Source organism: Pseudomonas rosaeacicularis, assembly GCF_057128745.1.
Genome location: NZ_JBSKHT010000003.1, coordinates 379,591 through 405,618 on the forward strand (window position 1 = coordinate 379,591; position 26,028 = coordinate 405,618).

Here is a 26,028-nt window from a genome sequence, read left to right on the forward strand (position 1 = left end):
AACAAGTTGGCTCCTACAGAAACAGCAACCAGAATCCATAAGTCATCAGCCGCCGAATCGCCAAGTCATCCGGCCTTCCTCTCCAGTGGAAACGCATAGGCCGCCTGCGCCTCACTCGCACTCACGCTGACGAACGTCTGAAAATCAAAATGTGTGACCACGCGTCCTACGACCAGCTCAGAGAAAACTGTCAGGTCTGGCGAGCAAAACCAGGCATTCATCGCCTGCTCACCCGACCACGATCCGCTGATTACCCACAAGTCAGCGTCGGTCACAGACCTGTGCAGCGCAAAATGCAGGCAACCCGGGGCGACCGACGCTAACGCAATCAACGGGCTCAAAGCGGCACCCAACTGTTCGCTGCGTCCTGCACTTGCTCGGGCGGCAACGTGGTGGCTCACGACGGAAGATCTGGACATGTCTGCACTCCTTTGATCAGCCGCGTGAAAGCAGTTAGCGCTTGCGGCAGAACAGCAGACTAGCGGTGCAACGCGATATCTCGTTAGCCGATTACTGCGCAGTTCTTGCCTGATCCTGCGCTGATGTCAAATTCACGCGCGATACTCCACAAAAAAACACCACCCCGGCAGCCGGGACTTTTAAGCAATCGCCCCTGGCCTGCAGGGCATTACATTGCCTCGTCATCAAGACCACGACAGAATCAGGCAATCATCCGGCAGGATTCGCCTAACGTCGTTGCTTGCACAAAAATAAGCTATGCCCCATCGAAGGCTTGTCAGAGGATTTACCCATGGCGCAATCAGCCAGCCCCAGCGCTGCAAGGCAGGACCCGGTTTTGCCTGAGCTGAGCGCGCACATGAAGCAACAACGCGAAGAGTTGACGGACCTGATCCGGCGCTACGCCAAGGGTGAAGGCAGCCATCAGACCGAAATCAAATCGCTGCACATGGTGCGCCACGACTTCCCGACCCAATCAATCCCGGCCTTGGTCCAACCCGCGTTGTGCATCATGGCCCAAGGCAGCAAGGACGTGAAACTGGGCGACGCCTACTTTACCTACGACCCGCTCAATTACCTGGTGCTGTCAGTGGCAATGCCCATCAGCGGCAAGATCGTGCACGCCTCCGAAGATGAGCCGCACCTGGCGATGCGCATTGACATCGACCCCGTCGAGATCAACGCGCTGATTGCCGAAGCCGGACCCATGAGCGTTCCGGCACGGCCCAGCGGGCGCGGTCTGTATGTCGAACGCATCGACACTACCCTGCTCGACGCAGTCATTCGCCTGATTCGCTTGCTCGACAATCCCAAAGACATCCCCATGCTGGCACCCTTGATCCACCGCGAGATTCTTTACCGATTATTGCGTGGGCAGCAGGGGCATCGGTTGTACGAAATCGCCATCACCAATTGCCAGACCCATCGCGTGACCCAGGCGATCAAGTGGCTGAACGAGCATTTTCAGCAGCCGCTGCGCATTGATGAACTGGCCAAGGAAGTGAACCTGAGCGTCTCGACCCTGCACCATCGGTTCAAAGCAGTGACGGCGATGAGTCCGCTGCAATACCAGAAACAGCTGCGTCTGCAGGAAGCCCGCCGGCTGATGCTCAACGACGGACTGGAAGCGTCCGCCGCCGGCTACAAGGTCGGTTACGAAAGCCCGTCGCAATTCAGCCGCGAATACAGTCGGCTGTTCGGCGCGCCGCCATTACGGGACTTGGCGCGCCTGCGTAAAAGCGTCTGATCAGGCGCCCAGCACACGACACGCCTCTTGCGGCAGGGTGATCGACACCGGATGACCGATGCTCAGGCCCACACTTTGATTCGGCGTGCTCAGCGCGGTGAATGAAATACCGCCGCAATCGACCGTGGTTTCGATGGTCGCGCCGATATCGCGCACGAAGGTCACGGTGCCCATCAGGCGGTTGCCCTCGGCGGCCTGAGGTTGTGACAGGTGCACGTCTTCCGGGCGCACGAGCATTTTGATATCGGTGCCGATCTGAATCGAGTCGCTGATCGGCACTTCAATCGCTTCGCCGCCGGGCAGTGCGACCCGACCATTGCCCAGTGCCCGCGCCGGGAAGATATTCCCCGAGCCAATGAAGTCCGCCACAAAAGCATTGGCCGGGTTGCGATAGATCTCGATTGGCGTGCCGACCTGCTGCACCTTGTGCTCGCCCAGCACCACCACGATGTCAGCCATCGTCATGGCTTCGCGCTGATCATGGGTGACCAGAATGGTGGTGATGTTCAGCCGTTGTTGCAGCTGGCGGATTTCCACTTGCATCGATTCGCGCAGCTTGGCGTCCAGCGCCGACAGCGGCTCATCCAGCAGCAATAGTTTCGGATGGGAAGCGATGGCGCGGGCGATGGCCACACGCTGACGCTGCCCGCCGGAGAGTTTCGCCACCGGGCGGTCGACCATTTGCTGCAACTGAATCAGCTCCAGCAACTCGGTCACGCGGGCTTTCTGCGCAGCTTTATCGACGCCGCGCAGCTTGAGCGGATAAGCGATGTTTTCCCCCACCGTCATGTGCGGAAACAGCGCCAGCGATTGAAAGACCATGCCGAAGTTGCGCTGATGCGCTGGCGTGTGGCTGACGTCTTCGCCATCCAGACGGATCTCGCCACTGGTCAGGGTTTCCAGCCCGGCGATCATGCGCAGCAGCGTGGTTTTGCCACAGCCCGATGGCCCGAGAAAACACACCAGTTTGCCTTGGGGCAGGTGCAGATTGACGTCGGTCACGGCGCAGGCCGAGCCGTAGTATTTTTCGACGTTTTCCAGAATCAGTCCGGTCATGGTTCAAGCCTCATTCAGAACGAAACGCCACCTTCACCGACCAGCTTCTCCAGCGCCCAGATCAGGACGAAGTCGATGAGCACGATCAGCACGGCGAACGAGAAAACGGTGGGATCAAGCGACGAAACCGTGCGGCTGTACATCCAGATCGGCACGGTCATGACGTCGATGTTGTAGAGAAAATAGGTCACCGTGAACTCGTTGAACGAGACGATGAAGGCCAGCAGCATCCCGGCGAGAATCCCGGATTTCATCAGCGGCACCACCACATCGATGATCGCGCGAGTCGGGGATGCGCCGAGCATTTGCGCCGCCTCCTCCACTTCGCTGCCAATATTAGTCATCGCTGCGGTGCAGTTTTTAATGACGAAGGGCAAGGCCAGAATCACATGGGCGATGACCAGCCGCGAGGTGTCCAGATGGAACGGCAGACTGTCGAACACCAGCAGCAACGCCAACCCCAGCACCACCATCGGAAAGACCAGCGGCAGGGACATCAACTGCATCGCGACGGCTTTGCCTTTGAACTCACAGCGAGTCAGCGCGTAGGACGCGGGCACAGCAATCAGCGTGGCGAAGATCATGGTGAGGCACGCCACCAGCAAACTGGTGCCCATGGCTTTGCCCAGACTGAGCACGTCGCTGGAATCCGGCGAAACGATGGTCTGCCACGCGGCCTTGTACCACTGCAGGCTGTAACTGGCCGGCGGAAAGTCCAGGTTCGAGGCGCCGCTGAACGACATCACGATCATCGTCAGGATCGGCGTCACAGCCAGGAACAGAATCACTCCGGAGAGAATCGCGGCGAAACGACCGGTTTCCCCTGGCAACAGCGGTTGGGAGCGCAAAAGCGTTTTCATTGCGAAGCCTCCAGCATGCGCCGACGGCGACCGACGACAAATTCCGAGAGCGTCATGATCGCAAGCGTCGTGACGATCAACACCACACCTGCCGCTGATGCGGCAGGCCAGTTCATCAGCGGGGCGATCTGGTCGTGGACCATCACCGCCAGCATCGGCACGCGACGACCGCCGAGCAAAAGCGGTACGACGAAGCTGCTGGCGTTGTAGGCAAACACCAACGTCGCGCCGGTGATGATGCCTGGCAGGCTCATCGGCAGAATCACCTGACGAAAAATCTGGAATCGGCTGGCGCCCAAGGTGGCGGCGGCCTCTTCGTAACTGCGCGAAACCCCACGCATGGCACTGGCAATTGGCAGCACCGCGAGGGGGAATGCGGTTTGCACCAGCCCCATCAATACGCCGTTCTGGTTGTAGAGCATCATCACCGGCCGGGTGATCAGGCCCAGGCCTTTGAGCGCCTGATTGAGCATGCCTGCCGGGCCGAGAATCACCAGCCAGCCGTAGCTTTGCAGCAGCAGATTGACCAGCAACGGCAACAGCACGGCGGCGAGGAAGATCCGGCGAATGAAAGGCGATTGCAGGCGGGCCATGGTGTAGCCGACCGGGATCGCCAGGATGACCGCGATGACCGCACTGATCAGCGCCAGACGCAGGGTCAACAGCAGGGATTTCAGGTAATAGGGTTCAAACAGCTGGGCGTAACTGGCGAGGCTGAAGCCGGTCCATTCCGCGCCTTTGGTGCCGACGCTCATGCGCAGCACCAGCAGGCTGGCGATGATCAGCACAGCGAGAAACAGCATCGACGGCGTGAGAAACAGCCAGGCGCGCGCGGTAGGGGAAATCGACCGGGCGCGTGGCGAAAGTGGCGTCACGACCTGGGTTGTTATGGGTTGTTGTTCCATGGTGGTGATCTCAGTTTTAGCGGTGTCAGGAATGCGTTAGCTGCCTGCTAAATCCTCTCGCGAATAAATTCGCTCCTACAGAGCAACGCGATCTTCTGTAGGCGCTGCCGAAGGCTGCGATGCGATTTCCATGACACACCGCGTTCGCAGCCTTCGTAACCTCGGCAGCTCCTACATAATCAGGACGAGAATATCTCGGTATACCGGCGAATCCACTCTTCATGCACGGTCGCCAAAAACGCGTTGTCGTGCATGATCGCTTTGTCGGCAATCTGCTCTGGCGTGAGGATGTACGGGCTTTTGCGCGCTTCGGCCGAGATGACCGCCTTGGAGTTGACCGGGCCGTTGTAGATGTCTTCGGCCATCTTGCCCTGCACCACCGGGTCCAGAGAGTGGTCGAGGAAGGCGTAGGCCAGATCCGTATCGCCAGGGCGATTTTTCGGCATCACCGACTGCATCAGGTCGGTGTAGAAACCTTCCTTCATGCCGAAGGTGGCGCCCAAACCGTAGTTCGGATCGCGAATCTGTTTTGGGAAAAACGCCGGCGCGTACAGGCCGCCCATGTCCAGAGAGCCGGTGCGGAAAAGCTCGGCAATCTGGTTCGGGTTTTCGCCCAGGGTCACGACGCGGTCTTTGAGCTCGGCCAGCTTCTTAAAGCCTGGCTCAATGTTGTGCTCGTCACCACCGGCCAGTTTCGCGGCGATGATGATCAGGTCCATGGCCTCGGTCCAGTTCGGTGGCGGCAGGAAGATATTCGGCGCCATGTCCTTGTCCCACAACGCGGCGTAGCTGTCTGGCGCTTCTTTCACGGTGCGAGTGCTGTAGACCAGGCTGTTGCACCACAGCAGGTAACCGATGCCGTGACCATTGGCCCCCGTTTGGTATTTCTCCGGGACATCCTTGATGTTGGGAATGCGGTTGAGGTCCGGCTTTTCCAGCAAACCTGCTGCGGCCAGGCCTTCGGCGCCAACGCCTGCGAGGGTGATGATGTCGTACTGCGGACGATCTCCACCGGCCTTGAGTTTGGCGACCATTTCCGAGGTGCTGCCGGTGCGGTCGGCGATCACTTTGGCGCCCGTCTTGGCTTCAAACGTGGCGGCGATGTTGCGCAGTGCAGCCAGCCCAGTGTCATCGGACCAAGTCAACAGACGCAGGGTTTTGCCCTGGAACTTGGTGTCGCTTGCGCTCGCCCGGATGAAGGGCATGGACAGGGCTGCGGCGCCCACCGATGCAATGCCCACGGCCTTGATGAATTGCCTTCTGTTCAAATCATGTTTGTCCACGTCGGACTCCATTGTTTTTCGGCTGCAGGTTTGAGGGAATTCGCACATCCGGACCATGCTGCAGCGCCCGTGCTCCGGGCCGTTCAGCGAGTCGGCGGGGTCATCCTGCGGGGGCGGACAACCCTCAACAATCGAAAGTTTTTCATTGGAGCCATGTGTCCGGCGCATGCCTTCTCGCGAGGCATGCGTGGGCCATTAGAGAGCAGTTCAGAGAGCGCGAACGACGTGTTTAATTTCCTGAAAAGCCTGTAAACCCCACGGGCCTAGCTCCCGCCCAAGGCTGCTTTGTTTGTAACCGCCCCAGGCGGTCTGCGGGAATATCACCTGCGGCGCATTGATCCACACCAGCCCCGCCTGCAGCGCGTTGGCGACGCGTTCGGTAGCACCCGCGTCGCGGCCAACGACGCTCGCCACCAGGCCGAATTCGCTGTCGTTGGCCAGAGCAATCGCTTCGGCCTCGCTGGAAAAAGCGCGCACGCAAAGCACTGGGCCGAAGATCTCCTCGCGCCACAACGCACTGTCCAGGGGCACGTCGGTGAACACGGCAGGTCGTAAAAAGAAGCCCAACGGCTGATCGTCTGGACGCTCGCCGCCGCATAACAGGCGTGCGCCGGCTTTTTTACCGGCGTCGATGTGGCGCAGCACCCGCTGATATTGAGCTTTATTGACCAGCGGGCCCATTTCGGCGCTGTCTTCCAGAGGCCCGCCGACCTTAATGGATTGCGCCTTGGCGACCAGTCGTTCAACGAAGGCGTTAATCAAGCCTTGAGCCACCAACACCCGACTGGTAGCGGAACACATTTGCCCAGCATTGAAGAATCCACCGCCGCTGGCGAGTTCGACAGCGAGGTCCAGATCACCGTCTTCCAACACAATCAATGACGACTTGCCGCCCAGCTCCAGGCTCACACCCTTTACTGTTTCCGCCGCGCGCTGCATGACTTGCACGCCCACGGCATTGCTGCCGGTGAAGGAGATTTTCGCCAGCCCGCGATGGGCCGACAGCGGCGCGCCGACCGACAACCCGGTGCCGCACACCACGTTGAAAACGCCTGCCGGCAGACCGCTTTCGGCAATGATCCGCGCCAGTTCCAGTTCAGCCAGCGGCGTGACTTCCGAGGGTTTGAGCACCACGCAGCATCCTGCAGCCAACGCAGGGGCGAGTTTCCAGGCGGTGGTGACCATCGGGAAATTCCACGGCACGATCAGCCCCACCACGCCACAGGCTTCGCGACGCAGATGCGCTGAAAAGTCTTCGCTGGGCAGCCCCACCGGACGGTTTTGCTGAACGTCCAGACCCTCGGCCAAGCCCGCGTAGTACTCGAACGTGGCGATCACGTCGTCAACATCGATGGCCGCTTCGAAACCCGGCTTGCCGTTGTTGCTCGACTGCAACTGCATCAGCGCTTCGCGTCGGGCTGCAACGCCACTTGCGATCGTGCGCAAAATCTTCGCCCGCTCGGTCGCAGGGGTCGTCGACCAGCCCGAGAAAGCAGCACTGGCGGCATGCACCGCCAAATCAACCGATTTGCCATCGCCACCGGCCACCGTTGCCAGTCGCTCTTCGGTTGCCGGATTGATCACCACCAGCGACTCGTTGCCCGAGCGCCATTGCCCATCGATGTACAGACCGGCCCGTACCTGATTCAAAGCAGGGTTCAAAACAGTGGCTTCACTCACGATGCGTTCAATCCATTCATCCAGCTGCGCTGATCGATTTCGATCACGGTCGGGCCTTGGCGGTCGTTGGCTGCGCTCAATGCCGCTTTGAGCTGCTCGACGCTGCTGATCGCTTCGGCCGCGCAACCCAGCGCTTTGGCGACGCCGATGAAGTCCGGGGTGTAGATGTCCACGCCCACCGGCTCGATGTCGCGGTTGACCATGTATTTCTTGATCTCTTCGTAGCCCTGGTTATTCCACAGCAGGACGATGATCGGCGTGCGCGCCTCCACCGCGCTGGCGAGTTCCGACAGGGTAAATTGCAGCCCGCCATCGCCGATAAGACACGCGACGGGATTGCGCTCACCTTTGTCCTGACTGCCGAGCCATGCGCCGACCGCAGCAGGCAAGGCGTAGCCCAACGTGCCGTAACCGGTGGACGAGTTGAACCAGCGTCGCGGGTGATCGAGATCCAGCGTGAGGTTGCCGGTGTAGACCGGTTGGGTTGAATCGCCCACCAGAACGATGTTCGGCAGCACCTCCAGCACGGTTTTCAGAAACAGCGTCTGCCCCCGGGTGGCTTCATCCCACGATGCATCAAGAGTGGCGCGCAGTGCTGCGGCGCGCTTGTGGCCCCAGTCTTCGTTGCGCGGCGCCAAGTGTTCATGGGCCAGCGACTCGACCAAGGCTTCAGCGGCAGTCCGCGAATCGGACACCAGCGCCACTTTCGGCGGGAAGTTGCGCACGGTTTGATCGGGATCGATGTCGATGCGCAACAAGGTGCCGGGGATCTTGAAGTGGCCTTGGAAAGTGATGTCGTAGTCGGTTTCGGCCAGCTCGGTGCCGATTGCCAAAACCACATCGGCCGCTTCGATGATCTCGCGGGTGGGATCAAGGGACTGGGTAGAACCGATGAGCAGCGGATGATGGGAAGGCAGCATGCCTTTGGCGTTGATCGTCAGCGCGACGGGAGCTTCCAGCCGTTCGGCCAGTTGGGTCAACGCTGCAGCAGCATCGATCGCGCCGCCACCGGCCAGAATCAGCGGGCGTTTGGCGTTGGCGAGCAAGGTGCTCATCTGCTTGATCGCCGCCGGAGACGGTCCGGCGCGGGTGATGCTGACAGGCTCGCTGTCGAGCAGGTCGTCGGCGTTCTCGACCAGCACGTCCAGCGGAATTTCAATATGCACCGGGCGCGGGCGACCGGCCTGGAACAGTGCAAAAGCGCGGGCCAGGACTGTCGGCAAGTCTTTGGCCGACATCAATGTATGGGAAAAGCCTGCGACGCCTGCCACCAACGCCCCCTGCGCTGGCAATTCATGCAGCTTGCCGCGACCGCCGCCCAGTTGGTTGCGCGACTGCACGCTGGAGATCACCAGCATCGGGATCGAGTCGGCATACGCCTGACCCATGGCCGTGGTGATGTTGGTCATTCCGGGCCCGGTGATGATGAAGCACACGCCCGGCTTGCCGCTGGTGCGCGCGTAACCATCGGCCATGAAGCCTGCGCCCTGCTCATGGCGCGGGGTCACGTGATTGATGCTCGAGCTGGCCAGCCCGCGATACAGCTCAACGGTGTGGACGCCCGGAATACCGAACACCTGCTCGACGCCATAGCCTTCGAGTAATTTCACCAACACTTCGCCGCAGGTTGCCATGTCTCTGAGTCCTTATTCTCGGGTGTCGCTCAAAAATGGGGCCGTTTGAGTGTCCTCAACGCGCAAGCGAAGAACCAACAGCAGTGGGGATCATTGGACCTGCGCAGCCATATCTGTGACAACGCAAAAAATGTCATGCTTAGGCATGTCCTCAACTCATGCCTGCGCCCATCCATGAAACGGCTGCCTCCCCTCCCCGCGCTGCACACCTTTCTGATCACGGCTCAGTGCTGCAATTTCACGCGTGCCGCCGAGCTGCTGCACATCACTCAGGGCGCGGTCAGTCGGCAGATTTCCGGGCTTGAGAGCCATCTGGGCTACAGCCTGTTTCAACGTCAGGCGCGAGGTTTGAGCCTGACCGCGCAGGGGCGTGAGCTGTTTCCAAGGATTCAGCAGATCTTCGCGCTGATCGATGAAGCGGTGGATCAGGTGGGTGTCAAGCGCGAGGCACTGCAACTCAAGGCGCCGACCTGCATGATGCGATGGTTGCTCCCGCGTTTGCTGCAATGGCAGAAGGAGCGCCCGGACGTGCCGGTGGAATTGACCACCACCGTGCAGCATGCAGTGGATTTTCGCCGTGAAGAGTTCGATGCCGCCGTGGTGTATGGCTCCCGGCCAGACGGCTCGATGCAGGTTCACCACATTTTCGATGAACAACTGACACCGGTCTGCTCGCAGCAGTTGCTCGACGGCCCGCAGCGGCTCGCAGCGTTGAGTGATCTGGAACAGCACATGCTGCTGCATCCGACTCGCGATCAGCGAGATTGGGAGCAGTGGCTGAAAGTCGCGGGCACGACGCTGAGCAACATCGGCAAGGGTCAGCACTTCGACACGCTGGACCTGGCGATGACCGTGGCGTCACAAGGCTCTGGGGTTGCGATTGGTGACTGGGCGTTGATCGGCGAGGACCTGAGCGCGGGGCGGCTGGTGATGCCGTTCGATCTGAAGGTGCGAACGGGCGCGGCGTATTACTTCGTCTACCCCAACCGTGCCGGCGCATCGCCTCAGTTGCAGGAGTTGATTGACTGGTTGCTTGCGCAGGCGTCTGCGCGGGAAGAAGCCTCACGCGTTTGATCGTCCCTCGCTGCGCGTGGCGTGGCGTGGCGTGGCGTGGCACACGATCCCGTTCCTGCGCTAGAAAGCGCGGCTGAAAAAGGCGACGGATCAGGCCTCAGTTTCCGTTGTAGGAGCTGCCGACCAGCGGGAGACTGCGATTGCGTTGGATCAGGCATACCGATATCGCAGCCTCCCGCTGGTCGTCAGCTCCTACAGGATCGGCGTTGAGCGCAAGGGCCGAAGCAGATGTCAGATCCCGTTCGTACGCCGACGCAAAGCCGTTTTGTGGCTCAAGACCCGCCCTGATACAAACATTCAATGTGCCAGCTGCATGGCATCATCCCAATACGGTCCTACACTCACCTTGTCCCGTTTAAAAATCTTTTTAAGTCGGATCGAGGTACGCAGCATGAAAACTACAATAAAAAGACAATGCGTTTATGTACTGGCTGTCGCGTTTGTACTTTCCCTGTACGGTGCTGGCGCGTATCGAATCGAGCAACTGCGCCAGACCCCACGCGTGGCGGTTTGCACCTTTGGTCACTGCATGCCGACGGCGGCAAGTTTCAGCGCGCTACGGTAGGTGAACAGAATGGCCAGACCGATGAAGGCGGCTATCGATTAGCAAGCTAACGGACTAGACTGAGCGAGCTCTCCCGCCGTGTTTCGGCGGGCCAATCTGCCAGTTTGGGTCCTCGCCTTGACCAGCCTCAATCAAACCAGACCGGACATCCGCAGCATATTGTTTGCGCTCATGATGGCCGTCTTCCTCAGCGCGCTGGATCAGACCATTGTTGCGGTCTCGATGCCGGCCATTTCTGCTCAATTCAACGACTTTGATCTCCTCGCCTGGGTGATCTCCGCCTACATGGTGGCATTGACCGTGGCAGTGCCGATCTACGGCAAGCTCGGTGATTTGTATGGCCGCCGACGCTTGATGCTGTTTGGCCTGGGCACTTTCACGCTGGCCTCGTTGTTTTGCGGCATGGCGCAAAGCATGGAGCAGCTCATTCTGGCGAGGGTGCTGCAGGGCATAGGCGCAGGCGGCATGGTATCGGTCAGCCAGGCGATCATTGGCGATATCGTCCCGCCCCGCGAACGCGGTCGCTATCAGGGCTATTTCAGCGGGATGTATGCGGCAGCCAGCGTCGCGGGGCCAGTGCTCGGCGGTTTCATGACCGAATACGTGTCGTGGCGCTGGGTGTTCTTGATCAATCTGCCGCTGGGCTTCGCCGCTTGGTGGGTGGCGCGCAAAACCTTGGTTGGCCTGCCGATACCCCAGCGCAAACCGGTGATCGACTACCTCGGCACCGTGCTGATGATCATCGGCCTGACCGCGCTGCTGCTAGGTATCACCGAAATCGGCCAAGGCCACAGCTGGCGTGATCAAAGGGTGCTTGCTCAGTTGGGGCTGGCTTTGCTGGCGCTGGTGCTGTTCGTGATTTACGAACGCCGCACCGCCGAGCCGCTGTTACCGATGCACCTGTTCGCCAATCGCAGCGCGGTGCTGTGCTGGTGCACGATTTTCTTCACCAGCTTTCAGGCGATCTCCCTGATCGTACTGCTACCGCTGCGTTTTCAGACGATCACTGGAGGCGGTTCAGACAGTGCCGCGCTGCATCTGATGCCATTGGCGATTGGTATGCCAATAGGCGCGTATTTTGGCGGCCGTCGCACATCGCTGACCGGGCGTTACAAGCCGATCATTTTCACCGGCGCGTTATTGATGCCGTTCGCGATCGCCGGTATCGCGTTCACGCCGCCGCAATCGGTGGTGCTGACGGGCCTGCTCATGGTGTTGACCGGCATTGCCAGCGGGATGCAGTTTCCGACCTCGCTGGTGGGCACGCAGAATTCGGTCGACGCCAAAGACATGGGCGTCGCCACCAGCACGACCAATTTGTTTCGGTCACTGGGTGGCGCTGTCGGGGTGGCGTCGATGTCCGCACTTTTACTGGCGATGCTGGCAGGTTCGGGTGTGGCCAACCCAGGCAGCGGCCCGATCGGTGGCGAAGGTGCGTCCGGCAACGTGTTGATGGACAGCCTGCACGCCGTCAGTGGGCCGGCCCTGGAATTATTGCGCGGGCAACTGGCGGTGACGTTTCAGCATTTATTGCTGGCCAGCGCAGCCGTCTCCTTATTAGGACTGGCTGCCGCGACGGCAATGCCCAATCACCTGTTGCGCGGTCGCGGTGACAAGGACAGGTAAGGTGACAAGCGGGTGACTGCCTCCCCGCTCGTAATCACTTAGCCGTTGTAGTAACCGACAGCCACCAGAAAATTGCCCACTTTGCGCATGTACGCGTGCTTGTGCTCGATCTTGTTGGTGACCGGGTTACGCCAGCGGTATTCATACTCGCCTTCGTTCTGTTTCTTGAGCAACTCCAGCATCGGCAGACCGACGGGCTTACCTTCGGGGTCCTTGACCTTACTGAAGTCGGTGTTGACCAATCTCAAATTGGTCCCGTGGGCGACGTAGCGCTTGGTGTCGATATTGACCACGAACACATAGAGATCGTCCTGCAAGAATCCGCCCTTCAGGCTGTTGATCGCATCGAGGGTGCCCTTCTCATCTGCAACTAGCGCTTTGGACGCCTTGTCGAGCAACGCTTTGGCTTGCGCCGGTGCTGCTCGTGGCAGGTAGTAACCGACCGCCAGCACACGATTGGCGACGCGCTGAAAGTAAACGCGTTTGCGTTCAACCTTGCCATCCGCCCAGTTCTGCCAGCGGTACTCAGCCTCTTGGATGCCCGCACTTTCCGGCGTTTGCAGGACTTGCTTGAAACTTTTTTGCAGCTCAGGGTCGAGCACCGAGGAAACGTCACGGCCGATCAACACCACCGACGGGCCGCCACTGGCCAGCATGATGCCGTTGGTGTCTGTGACGAAGACGTAGCGTTCGCCATCGACAAATTCGCCCTGGCGACTGAATTGGGCCAGCGCCTTGTCTCCGTCCTGACGGTAACGTGCGACGGCTTTTTCCAGCAGCGCCTTGGCGGCGGGCGCTTCCTGCGCCTCGTCCCCGGCAGCCCACAGTTGAGCGGCACAGAGGCAGGCGAACAGTAAGACCACCGCATTTCTGACAGCATGACTTCTTGATACAGGCAGCATCGCCGACCCTCATTGTTATTGGTTTTGTAGGAGCATTTGGCTCACAGCGTAGCCGGGGAACAGCGATAGGGAAGGATTCGTGCCGTTGATGCGCCGAGCCCTGTGGGCATGAAGGTGCTGTCGGGCGGCTGAATGATGTTTGGTAATAGGTAAAGGCTGAGTAAACCGACTGTTCAATCGGCGAGGACCAAGGTATAGATGCAGGCTAAGCGCCATGCAGTTATAGTCGGAGGGATGGATGACCCAGTCAGTATCTGCCGCGACGTCCGAGCCCTGCGCACGAACCCGGGGTTCAACACGCTAGCCGCGCAAAGCAGGACTCAGGCGAAGCATGTCCAGGACAGTGTCCACCAAGCGCTCGGCTTCCTCGAAAAGCGAAAAGCTATCTGGAACCAACAGCCACTGACCGAGGATGCCGTCGATATAGGCGTGCAAACAGATCGCTCCGCGTACAGGATTTAATTCAGCAGGTAACTGCCCCTGACGCACAGCGTTACTCAGTGTCAGGGCGATGCGTTCGTTGCAGTCCAGAGAAATGATCTGACGCTGGCGACGCATGTCACACATCTCGTCGGTGAATTCGATTTTGTGGAAGAGAATTTCATTGATGCGACGGGTTTTGGGGTCCACTGCAACTTGTTGAAACAAATGAATCAGAAGTTTACGCATCCAGCCCAGTGGGTCGACTTCGTCCTCACTTTCGCTGTTCTTGGCCATTTCCTCCAGCGGCTCGTGCAGGCTGTCGAGCATCGCCTGCACCAAATCGGACTTGTTGCTGAAGTGCCAGTAAATCGCGCCACGGGTGACACCAGCCAAAGCCGCAATGTCTGCCAGAGTCGTCCTGGCGACGCCTCGTTCGTAAAAAGCCTGCTCCGCCGCTTCCATGATCTGTTTGCGGGTTTCCTGGGCTTCCTCTTTGGTACGTCGGACCATGGCAGTAATACCTCAATGAATTTCCTTCATGCTGCCAGGTCCGGTGGCCTGGACAGCTCGCCGGGCGGCCCTTGTATCGCCTTGTCCCAGCCTTACTATGGGTTGCTTGCTGCGCCTGATTGTCGCAGGGCCGGGTATTTACAAACAACCGTGAACGTAAGTATATTCATTAGCTTGCTACTTATCCAGCCGGAAAATGTTTTCGCCCTTTCCACTTTCATGAGCGCTAGCTCCTGACCCGAGGATCTTCATGCAATTCAAGCCAGCTGTTACCGTACTGGTCACTGCCGTCGCCCTGGCATCGCTGCTCAGCGGATGCAGCAAAAAGGAAGAAGCGGCCGCTGCACCACCGCCCCCTCAGGTCGGCGTAGTTACCCTCAAAACCCAAGCCTATACCTTGACCAGCGAACTGCCGGGCCGCACGACTGCGTTCCGCATCGCTGAGGTCCGTCCTCAGGTCAATGGCATTATCCTCAAGCGTCTGTTTACCGAAGGTGCCGACGTCAAGGCAGGTCAACAGCTTTATCAGATCGACCCGTCGATCTATCAGGCAAACGTCGACAGCGCCAAGGCCACCTTTCAGTCGAGCAACTCGCTCGCCGGTCGCTATAAACAGTTGATCGATGAGAAAGCTGTCAGCCGTCAGGAATACGACACTGCAGTAGGGTCTGCGCGCGAAGCTCAGGCTGCCGTACAGACCGCCGAAATCAATCTGCGCTACACCAAGGTTTACGCACCCATTTCCGGCCGTATCGGACGCTCTGCGGTCACCGAAGGGGCGCTGGTAAATGATGCGCAAACCGACGCGATGGCCACTATCCAGCAACTGGATCCGATCTATGTCGACGTCACGCAATCTTCGGCTGAGATGCTGAAACTGCGTCGCGCACTTGAAAGCGGGCAGTTGCAGAAAGCCGGTGACAACGCGGCCAAAGTAAAACTGGTGCTTGAGGACAACAGCCTTTATCCAATCGAAGGCAAGCTTGAGTTCTCCGAAGTGTCCGTTGACCAGACCACTGGCTCGGTGACTCTGCGCGCAGTGTTCCAGAACCCTGACCACACCCTGCTGCCAGGCATGTTCGTGCACGCTCGCCTGCAATCCGGCGTTGCGGCCAACGCAATTCTGGTCCCACAGCAAGGCGTTACACGTGACCTCAAAGGCGCACCTAGCGCGTTGATCGTGAACAAGGACAACAAGGTAGAAACGCGCACCCTGGTTGCCAATCGCACGATCGGCAGCGACTGGCTGGTGGAGAAGGGTCTGAACGCAGGTGATCGTGTTATCACCGAAGGCCTGCAGTACGTGAAACCGGGTGCTGAGGTGAAAGTCGCCGAAGCCACCAACGTCCAGGCAGCTAACCCGGCCCCTGCCCCGGCAACTGATGAAGCCGCAGGCAGCAAAGGGGAGTAATTCATGTCGAAATTTTTTATCGACCGGCCTATTTTCGCGTGGGTAATTGCCCTCGTGATCATGCTGGTGGGGACGCTGTCGATCCTCAAATTGCCTATCAATCAGTACCCGGCCATTGCTCCTCCGGCCATTGCGATCCAGGTGACTTACCCAGGCGCGTCCGCACAAACCGTGCAGGACACCGTGGTTCAGGTTATCGAGCAGCAGCTCAACGGTATCGACAACCTGCGTTATGTTGCCTCGGAAAGTAACTCCGACGGCAGCATGACCATCACTGCGACGTTCAACCAGGGCACCAACCCCGACATCGCGCAGGTACAGGTCCAGAACAAGCTCAACCTGGCCACCCCGCTTCTGCCCCAAGAGGTGCAACAGCAGGGTATCCGCGTGACCAAGGCGGTTAAGAACTTCCTGATGGTGGTCGGCCTGGTGTCCGAAGATGGCAGCATGGCCAAGGAAGACTTGTCCAACTACATCGTGTCGAACATGCAAGACCCGATCTCCCGTACTTCCGGTGTGGGTGACTTCCAGGTCTTCGGTGCGCAGTACGCGATGCGCATATGGCTGGATCCGGCCAAGCTGAATAACTTCCAGCTGACCCCGGTCGACGTCAAATCCGCAATCACCGCCCAAAACGTTCAGGTATCTTCCGGTCAGATCGGTGGCTTGCCTGCGCTCAAGGGCCAGCAGCTGAACGCGACCATTATCGGCAAGACTCGACTGCAGACTGCAGAGCAGTTCGGCAACATTCTGCTCAAGGTCAATCAGGACGGTTCGCAAGTACGTCTGAAGGACGTCGCCAAAGTCGGCCTGGGCGGTGAGAACTACAGCATTGACGCGCAGTTCAACGGTAAAGCGGCATCGGGTCTGGCAATCAAACTGGCAACCGGCGCCAACGCGCTGGATACCGCCAAAGCGATTCGCTCCACCATTGCCCAGCTGGAACCCTTCATGCCTGCCGGCATGAAAGTCGTTTACCCGTACGACACCACTCCAGTGGTGGAAGAATCGATCTCCGGGGTTGTTCATACCTTGGGTGAAGCGATTGTTCTGGTGTTCCTGGTGATGTACCTGTTCTTGCAGAACTTCCGCGCAACCATCATCACCACGATGACGGTTCCGGTTGTTTTGCTGGGTACGTTCGGCATCCTCGCGGCAGCCGGTTTCAGCATTAACACCCTGACCATGTTCGGTATGATTCTGGCCATCGGTCTGCTGGTGGACGATGCCATCGTCGTGGTGGAAAACGTCGAGAGGGTCATGGCGGAGGACAAGCTGGATCCGCGTGAAGCGACCATCAAGTCCATGGAGCAGATTCAGGGCGCTCTGATCGGTATTGCCCTCGTACTGTCGGCCGTATTGCTGCCGATGGCGTTCTTCGGCGGTTCAACCGGTGTGATTTACCGGCAGTTCTCGATCACCATCGTCTCGGCAATGGCGCTTTCGGTCGTTGTGGCCCTGGTGTTCACGCCCGCCCTGTGCGCGACCTTGCTCAAACCCATTGACCACGAGAAGCATGGTCAACCCAAGCGTGGGTTCTTTGGCTGGTTCAACCGCACCTTCGACCGCAGCGTACTGAGTTACGAGCGCGGCGTTGGCAACATGATCAAGCACAAGATTCCGGCCTATCTGGTTTACCTGCTGATCTTCCTGGGCATGATCTGGATGTTCACCCGCATCCCGAGCGCGTTCCTGCCGGAAGAAGACCAAGGCGTGATTTTCGCCCAGGTTCAAACGCCACCCGGCTCTTCGGCCGAGCGCACGCAGGTCGTCATCGACAACATGCGCAAGTATCTGCTTGAGAAGGAATCCGGCGCTGTGAACTCCGTGTTTACGGTCAACGGCTTTAACTTCGCAGGTCGTGGGCAGAGCTCCGGTCTGGCGTTCATCATGCTCAAACCGTGGGGTGATCGTGATTCGTCCAACAGCGTGTTCGAGCTGGCCAAACGCGCTCAGCAGCACTTCTTTGGTTTCCGTGATGCGATGACGTTTGCGGTCGTACCTCCTGCGGTACTCGAACTGGGTAACGCAACCGGTTTCGACGTGTACCTGCAGGATCAGGGCGGCGTGGGCCACGCCAAGTTGATGGAGGCGCGTAACCAACTGCTGGGCATGGCTGCGCAAAGTAAAGTGCTGGCGGGTGTTCGTCCGAACGGCCTGAACGATGAACCGCAGTACCAGTTGATCATCGATGACGAGCGCGCCCAAGCCTTGGGTGTGAGCCTGTCGGACATCAACACCACCCTCTCCATCGCGATGGGCGGCAACTACATCAACGACTTCATCGACCGGGGTCGAGTGAAGAAGGTGTATGTGCAAGGTGAAGCCAACGCACGGATGAAACCCGAAGACCTGAAAAAATGGTACGTGCGTAATACGTCCGGCGAAATGGTGCCCTTTGCCTCCTTTGCCAGTGGCGAGTGGGTGTTCGGTTCGCCGAAACTGTCGCGCTACAACGGCGTACCGGCTGAGGAAGTACTGGGTACTCCAGCGCCTGGCTACAGTACCGGCCAAGCGATGGCCGAGATCGAGCAACTGGCCAAGAAACTGCCACCTGGCATCGGCCTGTCCTGGACTGGCCTGTCTTATGAGGAACGTTTGTCCGGATCTCAGGCACCTGCGCTGTACGCCTTGTCGATTCTGGTGGTGTTCCTCTGTCTGGCGGCGCTGTACGAAAGCTGGTCGATTCCGATTGCGGTGATTCTGGTGATCCCGCTGGGCGTTATCGGTGCCTTGATGGCCACCAGCTTGCGAGGACTGTCCAACGACGTGTTCTTCCAGGTTGGCCTCTTGGTGACGGTGGGTCTGGCGGCGAAGAACGCTATCCTCATCGTCGAGTTCGCCAAAGAGCTGCATGAGCAAGGCCAGAGCCTGGTGGATGCGACGATCGAAGCGTGCCGCATGCGTCTGCGCCCGATCGTCATGACCTCCATGGCGTTCATCCTCGGCGTTGTGCCGCTGGCGATCTCCACCGGCGCAGGTTCAGGCAGCCAACACTCGATCGGTACGGGTGTAATCGGCGGTATGATCACCGCTGTGGTCCTGGCGATCTTCTGGGTGCCACTGTTCTTTGTATCGATCTCCGGACTGTTCAAGAGCAAACAGCGACATATCACTCCAAAAGACAACACCCCACACGACGAGGCTGGCCAATGAGCAAGTCCCTGATCTCGCTGGCAGTTTCCGCGTTCATTCTCGGCGGCTGCTCGTTGATCCCCGATTACAACCAGCCTGCCGCGCCGGTCGCCGCACAGTATCCGCAAGGGCCGGCCTATTCGCCGGCGCAAGCGGCCAACGTTGCAGCCGCCGAACAAGGCTGGCGTCAGTTCTTCCATGATCCTGCGCTGCAGCAGTTGATCCAGACCTCGCTGGTTAATAACCGCGACCTGCGTGTCGCGGCTTTGAACATCGATGCCTACCGTGCGCAGTACCGCATTCAACGTGCGGACCTGTTCCCGGCCGTGAATGCCGAAGGCAGCGGCACCCGTCAGCGAGTGCCGGCCGACTTGTCGCAAACCGGCCAGGCGGGTATTACCAGTCAGTATTCGGTCGGTCTGGGCATCAGTGCCTACGAGCTGGATTTGTTCGGGCGCATTCGTAGCCTCAGCGAGCAAGCGCTGCAACAGTACTTCGCAACCGAAGAAGCGCGTCGCAGCACGCAGATCAGCCTGGTGGCCAGCGTCGCCAACGCTTATCTGACCTGGCAGGCGGACAAGGAACTGCTCAAGCTGACCCAGGACACATTGGGTGCGTTTGAAGAAAGTTACCGTCTGACCTCGCGCAGCAGTGAAGTCGGCGTGGCCTCGGCGCTGGATCTGGCCCAATCGCGTACCTCGGTCGAAAGTGCTCGCGTCAGCCTCTCGCGTTACGAGCGTCAGGTTGCTCAGGACGTGAATAACCTGACGTTGTTGCTCGGCACTGCCCTGCCGCAGAACCTGCCGCCTTCCAAGCCGCTGAGCAATGACCTGCTGACTGAGTTGCCACCGGGCCTGCCTTCGGATCTGTTGCAGCGTCGTCCCGACATCCTGCAAGCCGAATACAACTTGAAAGCTGCCAACGCGAACATCGGCGCAGCCCGTGCGGCGTTCTTCCCGAGCATCAGCCTGACGGCCAGTGCCGGTACGGCCAGCGGCGACTTGAGCGGCCTGTTCAAAGGTGGTTCGGGTACGTGGTTGTTCACACCGCAGATCAACCTGCCGATCTTCAACGCTGGCAGCCTGCGGGCGAGCCTGGATTACTCGAAGATCCAGAAGGACATCGGCGTGGCCAATTACGAGAAGACGATTCAGACCGCGTTCCAGGAAGTCTCCGACGGCTTGACTTCACGTAAGACGTTCAAGGATCAACTCCAGGCGCAGAGCGATTTCGTGCAGGCCAACCAGGATTACTACCGTCTGGCCGAGCGGCGTTATCGCATCGGGATCGACAGCAATCTGACCTTCCTCGACGCCCAACGCTCGTTGTTCAGCGCGCAGCAGTCGTTGATCACTGATCGCCTGTCGCAACTGACCAGTGAAGTTAACTTGTACAAGGCGCTTGGCGGCGGCTGGTATGAGCAGACTCCGACTGGTCAGAAGCAACCGACCGCAGGTGATGTACCAAAAATGCGGATGTTCTGATCTAACGCGGCAACAAAAAACCCACCGATTGGTGGGTTTTTTTATGGACGCTCACTTATTGATTTTGGGGGAGATCAGAGCACCCGTGGGAGCGGACCCGTCCGCGAATGATATCTGCCAATCGACACATTTCTATCGGACGCACCGGCCTGTTCGCGGACAGGTCCGCTCCCACAAAATCGGAGTACGGGTCAACTCAACAAGAACTCCGTTACGCGCAACGTAAACACTTGTCCCAACTCCACGCTGGACAGGTGCGCCGCGTAGTAATCGGACAGCTGCGAGCCGTGGATATGGTTTTGCAGGTAATGCCCGTCAGCGACTGTAGTGACCGCGTCGTGGCTGCCGCAGATGATCAGCGTGTCTACCGTGATGTTGCCGACGTGCTTGAGGAAATCCGCATCGCGCACCGCAGCGCAACACGCTGCATAGCCCTGAGGTGAAGTAGCGGCCAGCACGTCAGTCACGGCCTTCACTTTGTCGGGATGCTGCTGCGTAAATTCGGGCGTGAACCAACGCTGCGGCGCAGTCGAAGCCAGCGACGCCATGCCCTGCGTGCCTTCACTCTCCAGCAAAGCGATCCGCTGATTCCAGATGTCAGGCGTACCGATCTTGGCTGCGGTGTTGCACAGGATCAGCTTGTGCAAACGGTCGTTGGCGTGAATGCCCAACCACTGACCGATCAACCCACCCATCGACAAGCCGCAAAAATGCGCACTTTCAATGTTGAGCGCGTCCAGCAGCGCCAGAACGTCCTGACCCAGCTGCTCAATCGTATAAAGACCTTGGCTGACCAAAGATTTGCCGTGCCCACGGGTGTCATAGCGCAACACCCGAAACGTTTTGCTGAGCGCCTCAACTTGCGCGTCCCACATGTGCAGATCGGTACCGAGAGAATTAGACAGCACCAACACCGGAGCGCCTTGCGGGCCCTCGATCTGGTAGTGCATTTCACCGTCATCAAGTTGTACGAAAGCCATGGCAGCTCCTCTTTGTTTGAGCACTCAGGTGATGGTTATCGAATTAGAGTATGGATGACGCGCGCCCGGAATCAGGCGCGCGCAGATCAATCAATGATCTTCGTGCAGATAAGCCGGTTGCTTGGGCAAGCGCAGACTGAACAGGAAAGCCACGGCCATCATCACCGTGACGTACCAATAGAAGGTGTTCTCGATGCCTGCGTTCTTGAAGCTCAGTGCCACGAACTCAGCCGAACCACCGAAGATCGCGTTCGCCACGGCATACGCCAGGCCCACACCCAACGCCCGCACTTGCACCGGGAACATCTCGGCTTTGACCAGACCGCTGATGGACGTATAGAAGCTGACAATCGCCAGCGCCAACGTGATCAGCACAAAGGCCAGCACCGGACTGGTGGTGGTTTTGAGGGTCATCAGCAGCGGCACGGTGCACAGCGTGCCCAGGCCGCCGAACCACAACATCGAATTGCGACGCCCGATTTTGTCAGCCAGGGCACCGAACACCGGCTGCATGCACATGTACAGGAACAGCGCGCCCGTCATGATGTAGCTGGCGACTTTCGGGTCCATGTGAACGGTGTTAACCAGGTATTTCTGCATGTACGTGGTGAACGTGTAGAAAATCAGCGAGCCGCCAGCGGTGTAACCCAGCACGGTGATGAACGCTGCTTTGTGGTGCTTGAACAGGGCGGCAATGCTGCCGGCGTCCTTGTCCTGACGTGCTTCTGCAGTAGTGGTTTCTTTCAGCGTGCGACGCAGCAACAGCGAGATCACCGCCGCAATGGCGCCGACCACGAACGGGATACGCCAGCCGTAGGCTCGCAGCTCATCAGCACTGAGAAACTGCTGCAGGATGACGACGGTCAAAACTGCCAGCAACTGCCCGCCGATCAATGTCACGTACTGGAACGAGGCGAAAAAACCACGCTGCCCGCGCAATGCAATTTCACTCATGTAAGTCGCTGTGGTGCCGTATTCGCCACCCACCGACAGACCTTGAAACAGGCGCGCCATCAGCAACAGTGCCGGTGCCCAGGCACCAATCTGTGCGTAGGTCGGCAGACAGGCGATGACCAGCGAGCCTGCGCACATCATCAGGACCGAAATCATCATGGAGTTCTTGCGGCCATGTTTGTCGGCCACTCGACCAAACAGCCAGCCGCCGATCGGACGCATCAAAAAGCCTGCCGCGAACACGCCAGCGGTGTTGAGCAGTTGAACAGTCGGGTCATCAGACGGGAAGAACGCAGGAGCGAAATAGATCGCGCAGAAGGCGTACACGTAAAAGTCGAACCATTCGACGAGGTTGCCCGAAGAGGCCCCCACGATCGCAAAAATCCTCTTGCGCCGCTCTTCACCGGTGTAGTGAGTCGTTGTCATTATTTTTCCCCAGTTTTAAAAACAGCCGGTTAAAGCCGGCCATAAGCTGCCAGTCTACGACATAACCCGTAACACTAAGACTTAAGCAGTAAGTCTGTTCCATCACAAGAATAATCACCCAGGCCCGCGATCTGCCTGTTCGTGGAGGCAGTCGCGGACCTGGGTGATTGAGTTTGCAGAAGGCGTTTTACCGTTCGATCGCCAATGCCAGCCCCTGCCCTACGCCGACACACATCGTGGCAAGGCCTTTGCTGCCGCCCGTTTTTTCCAGTTGATGCAGTGCGGTCAATACCAGACGCGCGCCGCTCATGCCTAACGGGTGGCCCAGGGAAATGGCGCCGCCGTTAGGATTTACCTTCGGCGAATCATCAGCCAGCCCAAGTTCACGCATCACCGCCAGGCCTTGGCTGGCAAACGCTTCATTGAGCTCAATGACGTCAAAATCCGACACCGCCAGACCCAGACGCTTGACCAGTTTGCGCACCGCTGGCACCGGACCGATGCCCATGACGCGCGGCTCAACGCCAGCGCTGGCCATGCCCAGCACCCGAGCGCGTGGTGTCAGGCCGTGTTTTTTCACCGCTTCGGCAGACGCCAGAATCAGCGCGACAGCGCCGTCGTTGAGCCCGGCCGCATTGCCTGCCGTCACGGTATTCGCGCCGCCGTTAACCGGTTTGAGTTTGCTCAAGCCTTCCAGGCTGGTGTCGGCACGCGGGTGTTCGTCCTTGTCGACGACGGTTTCGCCCTTCTTGTGAGCAATACGCACCGGGATGATTTCCTCAGCGAAAAAGCCCGAAGCCTGCGCTGCCGCCGCCCGCTGTTGACTGCGCAGGGCGAAAGCGTCCTGATCCTCGCGGGATATCTTGAAGTCTTCGGCAACGTTGTCACCGGTTTGCGGCATGGTTTCGACGCCGTACTGCTCTTTCATCTGTGGATTGACGAAGCGCCAGCCCAGGGTTGTGTCTTCGAGCTTCTGGCCACGACTAAAAGCGGTGTCGGCTTTGCCCATGACAAACGGCGCGCGAGACATCGACTCGACGCCGCCGGCAATCGCCAGCTCCATTTCGCCACACGCAATGGCGCGAAACGCTGTGCCCACGGCATCCAGCCCGGAGGCGCAAAGGCGGTTGAGCGTCACGCCGGGGACGGTTTCCGGCAAGCCAGCCAGCAACAAAGCCATGCGAGCGACGTTGCGGTTGTCTTCACCGGCCTGATTGGCACAGCCGAGGAACACCTCATCGACTTCGTTCCAGTTCACCGAAGGGTTGCGCTCCATCAAAGCCTTGATCGGCAGCGCTGCCAGGTCGTCCGCGCGAACCGTGGCCAACGCCCCGCCAAACCGGCCAATAGGGGTGCGAATTGCGTCGCAGATAAAAACGTCACGCATCATGTTTCTCCAGGCGCTTGACCGTGAGCGGCAGCGGTTCGCGCTTCCGGATATCGGCCCCAGTAGGAATCAAATGAGTGAAGCCTTCCAGCGCAACGGTGTTGCCATCGTCGACGAATTGCTTCACGGCGTCGTGCAGGAAAATGATTTCAGCCATGAGGTGCTCCAGGTTCAAACGCTCAATGATCACTAGCGCGATGGACTGCGCCGTAGTGAGATTGAGGTTATGCCTGGGAGCGTAAACGGACAATCCGATAATCGACTAAGTGTTCGATTACCGAACAACATAAAGCGGATGTCTGTAGGAGCGAACTTGTTCGCGAGACTATTTTCCTGCCGCGCCGCCTTGAACGTCTCACCAACAAGTTGGCTCCTGCAAAATCACCCTCTCACGTAAACAGCTGCGTACTCAGATCCCGGCTGGCGTCGAGCATGATCGGCAGAAACTTTTGCTCCAGCTCATTGCGGGTCACGCGGCCGGCGCTGGTGCTGACATTCAATGCGGCCAACACCTGTCCAGATGCGTCATAGACCGGAACGGCAATCGAGCGCAGGCCTTGCTCCAACTCTTGATCGACGATGCACCAGCCTTGCTGACGAACTTGCTGCAAGCATTCAAGGAGTGTTTCAGCGGTGCGCAATGTACGACTGGTCTTGGGCTGAAGGTCAACGTGATCGAGGTATTCCTGCAGCGATACATCGTCCAGTGCTGCCAGAAGAATCCGTCCCATGGACGTGCAATAGGCAGGCAAACGCCCGCCGACGGCGAGGTCCACCGATATCAGGCGCTGAGTGGTGGCCGAGCGGGCGATGTACAGAATGTCGTCGCCTTCAAGCGTCGCCATGTTGCACGCCTCATGTAGCTGGTTGCTCATCCGGTCAAGGTACGGCTGCGAAGACACAGCCAATGGCGTAGAGGATAAATAGGCGTGCCCCAGCGTCAGCACCTTTGGCAACAGCGAGTAGGTTCGGCCATCAGTAGTGGCATAGCCCAGTTTGATCAGCGTGTGCAAACAGCGGCGGACGGCAGCGCGCGGGATTTCGGTGCGGTGGCTGATCTGCGCGATGGTCAGATGCCGCTTGCGCTCCTGGAAGGCATGAATCACTGCCAGACCACGTGCCAGCGATGTCATGAAATCTGGATCACCCGTCAGCGCTTGGATGCGCTTGGCGGGCGAGGCGACGATCGGCGGAGCCAGGGAGGCGAATGAGTTGCGTAGTTGATCGTTCATTTTTCCATACCGTTCGTCGTGGCTTGCACAGCCTTGCAGTTAGCCACTCTCGCCCGGTTCGACGACAGTGGCAAGCACGTTTTGGGCGATTATCGAACGACTGGCCGATAATCGCATTTGACCCGTCGTTACGTTGCTTATACCTTTCACCTGCCACCATGTGGCTTCTCGGAAATACTGGTCAGGTACCCACTGAGAAGTCCCAGGCACGGCCTTGCTAACCGCGAGGCCGTTTTTCTTTCTTGTGTGTCATTTCAATGCATTGCGAAAATATGAGTTGTATGAAATCCGACACAACAGCCAAAAACATCTGACAGACGCTTTGCATTGGATTTATGTCGCCAGAAATTTGTCCTGCGGCGCCTGTCATTTGAATAACAACTTTCGTCATAATTTTGCCTTCCCTAACTTCGGAATCTTCGTACAAAAAAACATTAGGTTTCCGTGCTAATAGAAAGTGCTGAACATGGGCAGTTGACACTTTCATTGGTCTTGGAGATAGTAGCGAGCAATTGACACGCTATACCGCTGCGATGTGATTCAACCAGTGCCTACCGGTATGGATCCGATCACGCGACGCATGCATCGTGAATGTGCATTGCGCAGAGATAGACAGGCCAGAAGCCTGGTCAATCGCCAGCAGCCTGGCAACCCAAAATAGATTGTCGCTACGACAGCTGTGTTTTTCTGGTGCTCGTAGCCGCAGAGGCAGAAGTGATTACTTCATTCGTTGAAAGCACACGACGAGCCGTTATCCAACCGCTCAATCGCTGACAACATTCAACACTTCTCACCC

General features: G+C 58.7%; 19 protein-coding genes and 1 pseudogene. 6 read left to right on the forward strand and 14 right to left on the reverse strand.

Annotated features, from left to right (window positions below):
- Positions 1-65 precede the first annotated feature (65 nt).
- Positions 66-419: an antibiotic biosynthesis monooxygenase family protein gene (locus ACWKWM_RS06335; RefSeq protein WP_483845297.1), complete on the reverse strand. Its 354-nt coding sequence runs from the start codon at positions 417-419 to the stop codon at positions 66-68.
- Positions 420-817: 398 nt separating this feature from the next.
- Here ACWKWM_RS06335 and ACWKWM_RS06340 point away from each other — a divergent pair, with 398 nt between their 5' ends.
- Positions 818-1,705: an AraC family transcriptional regulator gene (locus tag ACWKWM_RS06340; RefSeq protein WP_483845378.1), complete on the forward strand. Its 888-nt coding sequence runs from the start codon at positions 818-820 to the stop codon at positions 1,703-1,705.
- Here ACWKWM_RS06340 and ACWKWM_RS06345 read toward each other — a convergent pair whose 3' ends face one another.
- The 6 genes from ACWKWM_RS06345 to ACWKWM_RS06370 form a co-directional block, all read right to left on the reverse strand.
- Entirely contained in the window at positions 1,706-2,761 is a 1,056-nt protein-coding gene (locus ACWKWM_RS06345; protein ID WP_483845298.1) for an ABC transporter ATP-binding protein, read from the reverse strand.
- A 14-nt stretch (positions 2,762-2,775) separates the two neighbouring features.
- Positions 2,776-3,621, reverse strand: coding sequence for an ABC transporter permease (locus tag ACWKWM_RS06350; protein ID WP_483834259.1), 846 nt, complete (start codon positions 3,619-3,621; stop codon positions 2,776-2,778).
- Positions 3,618-4,526 carry an ABC transporter permease gene (locus ACWKWM_RS06355; RefSeq protein ID WP_483845299.1) on the reverse strand — a complete coding sequence of 303 codons (909 nt, stop codon included), beginning with the start codon at positions 4,524-4,526 and terminating at the stop codon, positions 3,618-3,620. The genes ACWKWM_RS06350 and ACWKWM_RS06355 overlap by 4 nt, the downstream gene beginning before the upstream one ends.
- 179 nt (positions 4,527-4,705) lie before the next feature.
- A complete protein-coding gene (locus ACWKWM_RS06360; protein ID WP_483834257.1) occupies positions 4,706-5,809 on the reverse strand; it encodes an ABC transporter substrate-binding protein in 1,104 nt (367 codons plus the stop codon).
- A 207-nt stretch (positions 5,810-6,016) separates the two neighbouring features.
- Complete coding sequence (locus ACWKWM_RS06365; protein ID WP_483845300.1) at positions 6,017-7,489, reverse strand: aldehyde dehydrogenase family protein; 1,473 nt, start codon at positions 7,487-7,489, stop codon at positions 6,017-6,019.
- Positions 7,486-9,123, reverse strand: a complete 1,638-nt coding sequence (locus tag ACWKWM_RS06370) for a 5-guanidino-2-oxopentanoate decarboxylase (protein ID WP_483845301.1) — start codon at positions 9,121-9,123, stop codon at positions 7,486-7,488. The genes ACWKWM_RS06365 and ACWKWM_RS06370 overlap by 4 nt, the downstream gene beginning before the upstream one ends.
- Positions 9,124-9,297: 174 nt before the next feature.
- Here ACWKWM_RS06370 and ACWKWM_RS06375 point away from each other — a divergent pair, with 174 nt between their 5' ends.
- The gene (locus ACWKWM_RS06375) at positions 9,298-10,197 is read left to right on the forward strand and encodes a LysR substrate-binding domain-containing protein (protein WP_483845302.1); all 900 of its coding nucleotides are present in this window, start codon (positions 9,298-9,300) and stop codon (positions 10,195-10,197) included.
- A gap of 682 nt (positions 10,198-10,879) precedes the next feature.
- Positions 10,880-12,388, forward strand: a complete 1,509-nt coding sequence (locus ACWKWM_RS06380; protein WP_483845303.1) for an MDR family MFS transporter — start codon at positions 10,880-10,882, stop codon at positions 12,386-12,388.
- Positions 12,389-12,426: 38 nt separating this feature from the next.
- Here the strand turns inward: ACWKWM_RS06380 and ACWKWM_RS06385 are convergent, their stop codons facing one another.
- Both ACWKWM_RS06385 and ACWKWM_RS06390 read right to left on the reverse strand, forming a co-directional pair.
- Entirely contained in the window at positions 12,427-13,290 is an 864-nt protein-coding gene (locus ACWKWM_RS06385; RefSeq protein ID WP_483845304.1) for a cache domain-containing protein, read from the reverse strand.
- A gap of 300 nt (positions 13,291-13,590) precedes the next feature.
- Complete coding sequence (locus ACWKWM_RS06390; RefSeq protein WP_483845305.1) at positions 13,591-14,223, reverse strand: TetR family transcriptional regulator; 633 nt, start codon at positions 14,221-14,223, stop codon at positions 13,591-13,593.
- A gap of 250 nt (positions 14,224-14,473) precedes the next feature.
- Here ACWKWM_RS06390 and ACWKWM_RS06395 point away from each other — a divergent pair, with 250 nt between their 5' ends.
- From ACWKWM_RS06395 to ACWKWM_RS06405, 3 genes are read left to right on the forward strand one after another with little or no spacing between them, the layout of a single operon-like run.
- On the forward strand, positions 14,474-15,634 hold the full coding sequence (locus ACWKWM_RS06395) for an efflux RND transporter periplasmic adaptor subunit (protein WP_483845306.1): 1,161 nt from the start codon (positions 14,474-14,476) through the stop codon (positions 15,632-15,634).
- Positions 15,635-15,637: 3 nt separating this feature from the next.
- Positions 15,638-18,790 carry an efflux RND transporter permease subunit gene (locus ACWKWM_RS06400; protein ID WP_483845307.1) on the forward strand — a complete coding sequence of 1,051 codons (3,153 nt, stop codon included), beginning with the start codon at positions 15,638-15,640 and terminating at the stop codon, positions 18,788-18,790.
- Positions 18,787-20,253 (forward strand): AdeC/AdeK/OprM family multidrug efflux complex outer membrane factor, encoded by a 1,467-nt coding sequence (locus tag ACWKWM_RS06405; protein WP_483834248.1) that lies wholly within the window; start codon positions 18,787-18,789, stop codon positions 20,251-20,253. The genes ACWKWM_RS06400 and ACWKWM_RS06405 overlap by 4 nt, the downstream gene beginning before the upstream one ends.
- Before the next feature lie 191 nt (positions 20,254-20,444).
- Here ACWKWM_RS06405 and pcaD read toward each other — a convergent pair whose 3' ends face one another.
- From pcaD to pcaR, 5 genes and pseudogenes are all read right to left on the reverse strand, one after another.
- On the reverse strand, positions 20,445-21,233 hold the full coding sequence (gene pcaD, locus ACWKWM_RS06410; protein ID WP_483845308.1) for a 3-oxoadipate enol-lactonase: 789 nt from the start codon (positions 21,231-21,233) through the stop codon (positions 20,445-20,447).
- A 90-nt stretch (positions 21,234-21,323) separates the two neighbouring features.
- On the reverse strand, positions 21,324-22,613 hold the full coding sequence (locus ACWKWM_RS06415) for an MFS family transporter (RefSeq protein ID WP_483845309.1): 1,290 nt from the start codon (positions 22,611-22,613) through the stop codon (positions 21,324-21,326).
- Positions 22,614-22,800: 187 nt separating this feature from the next.
- Positions 22,801-24,003 carry a 3-oxoadipyl-CoA thiolase gene (pcaF, locus tag ACWKWM_RS06420; protein ID WP_483845310.1) on the reverse strand — a complete coding sequence of 401 codons (1,203 nt, stop codon included), beginning with the start codon at positions 24,001-24,003 and terminating at the stop codon, positions 22,801-22,803.
- Between the two features lie 7 nt (positions 24,004-24,010).
- Positions 24,011-24,157, reverse strand: a pseudogene (locus tag ACWKWM_RS06425) (CoA transferase subunit A); the annotation flags it as partial.
- 232 nt (positions 24,158-24,389) lie between these two features.
- Positions 24,390-25,232, reverse strand: a complete 843-nt coding sequence (pcaR, locus tag ACWKWM_RS06430) for a pca regulon transcriptional regulator PcaR (protein ID WP_483845311.1) — start codon at positions 25,230-25,232, stop codon at positions 24,390-24,392.
- Between the last annotated feature and the right edge of the window lie 796 nt (positions 25,233-26,028).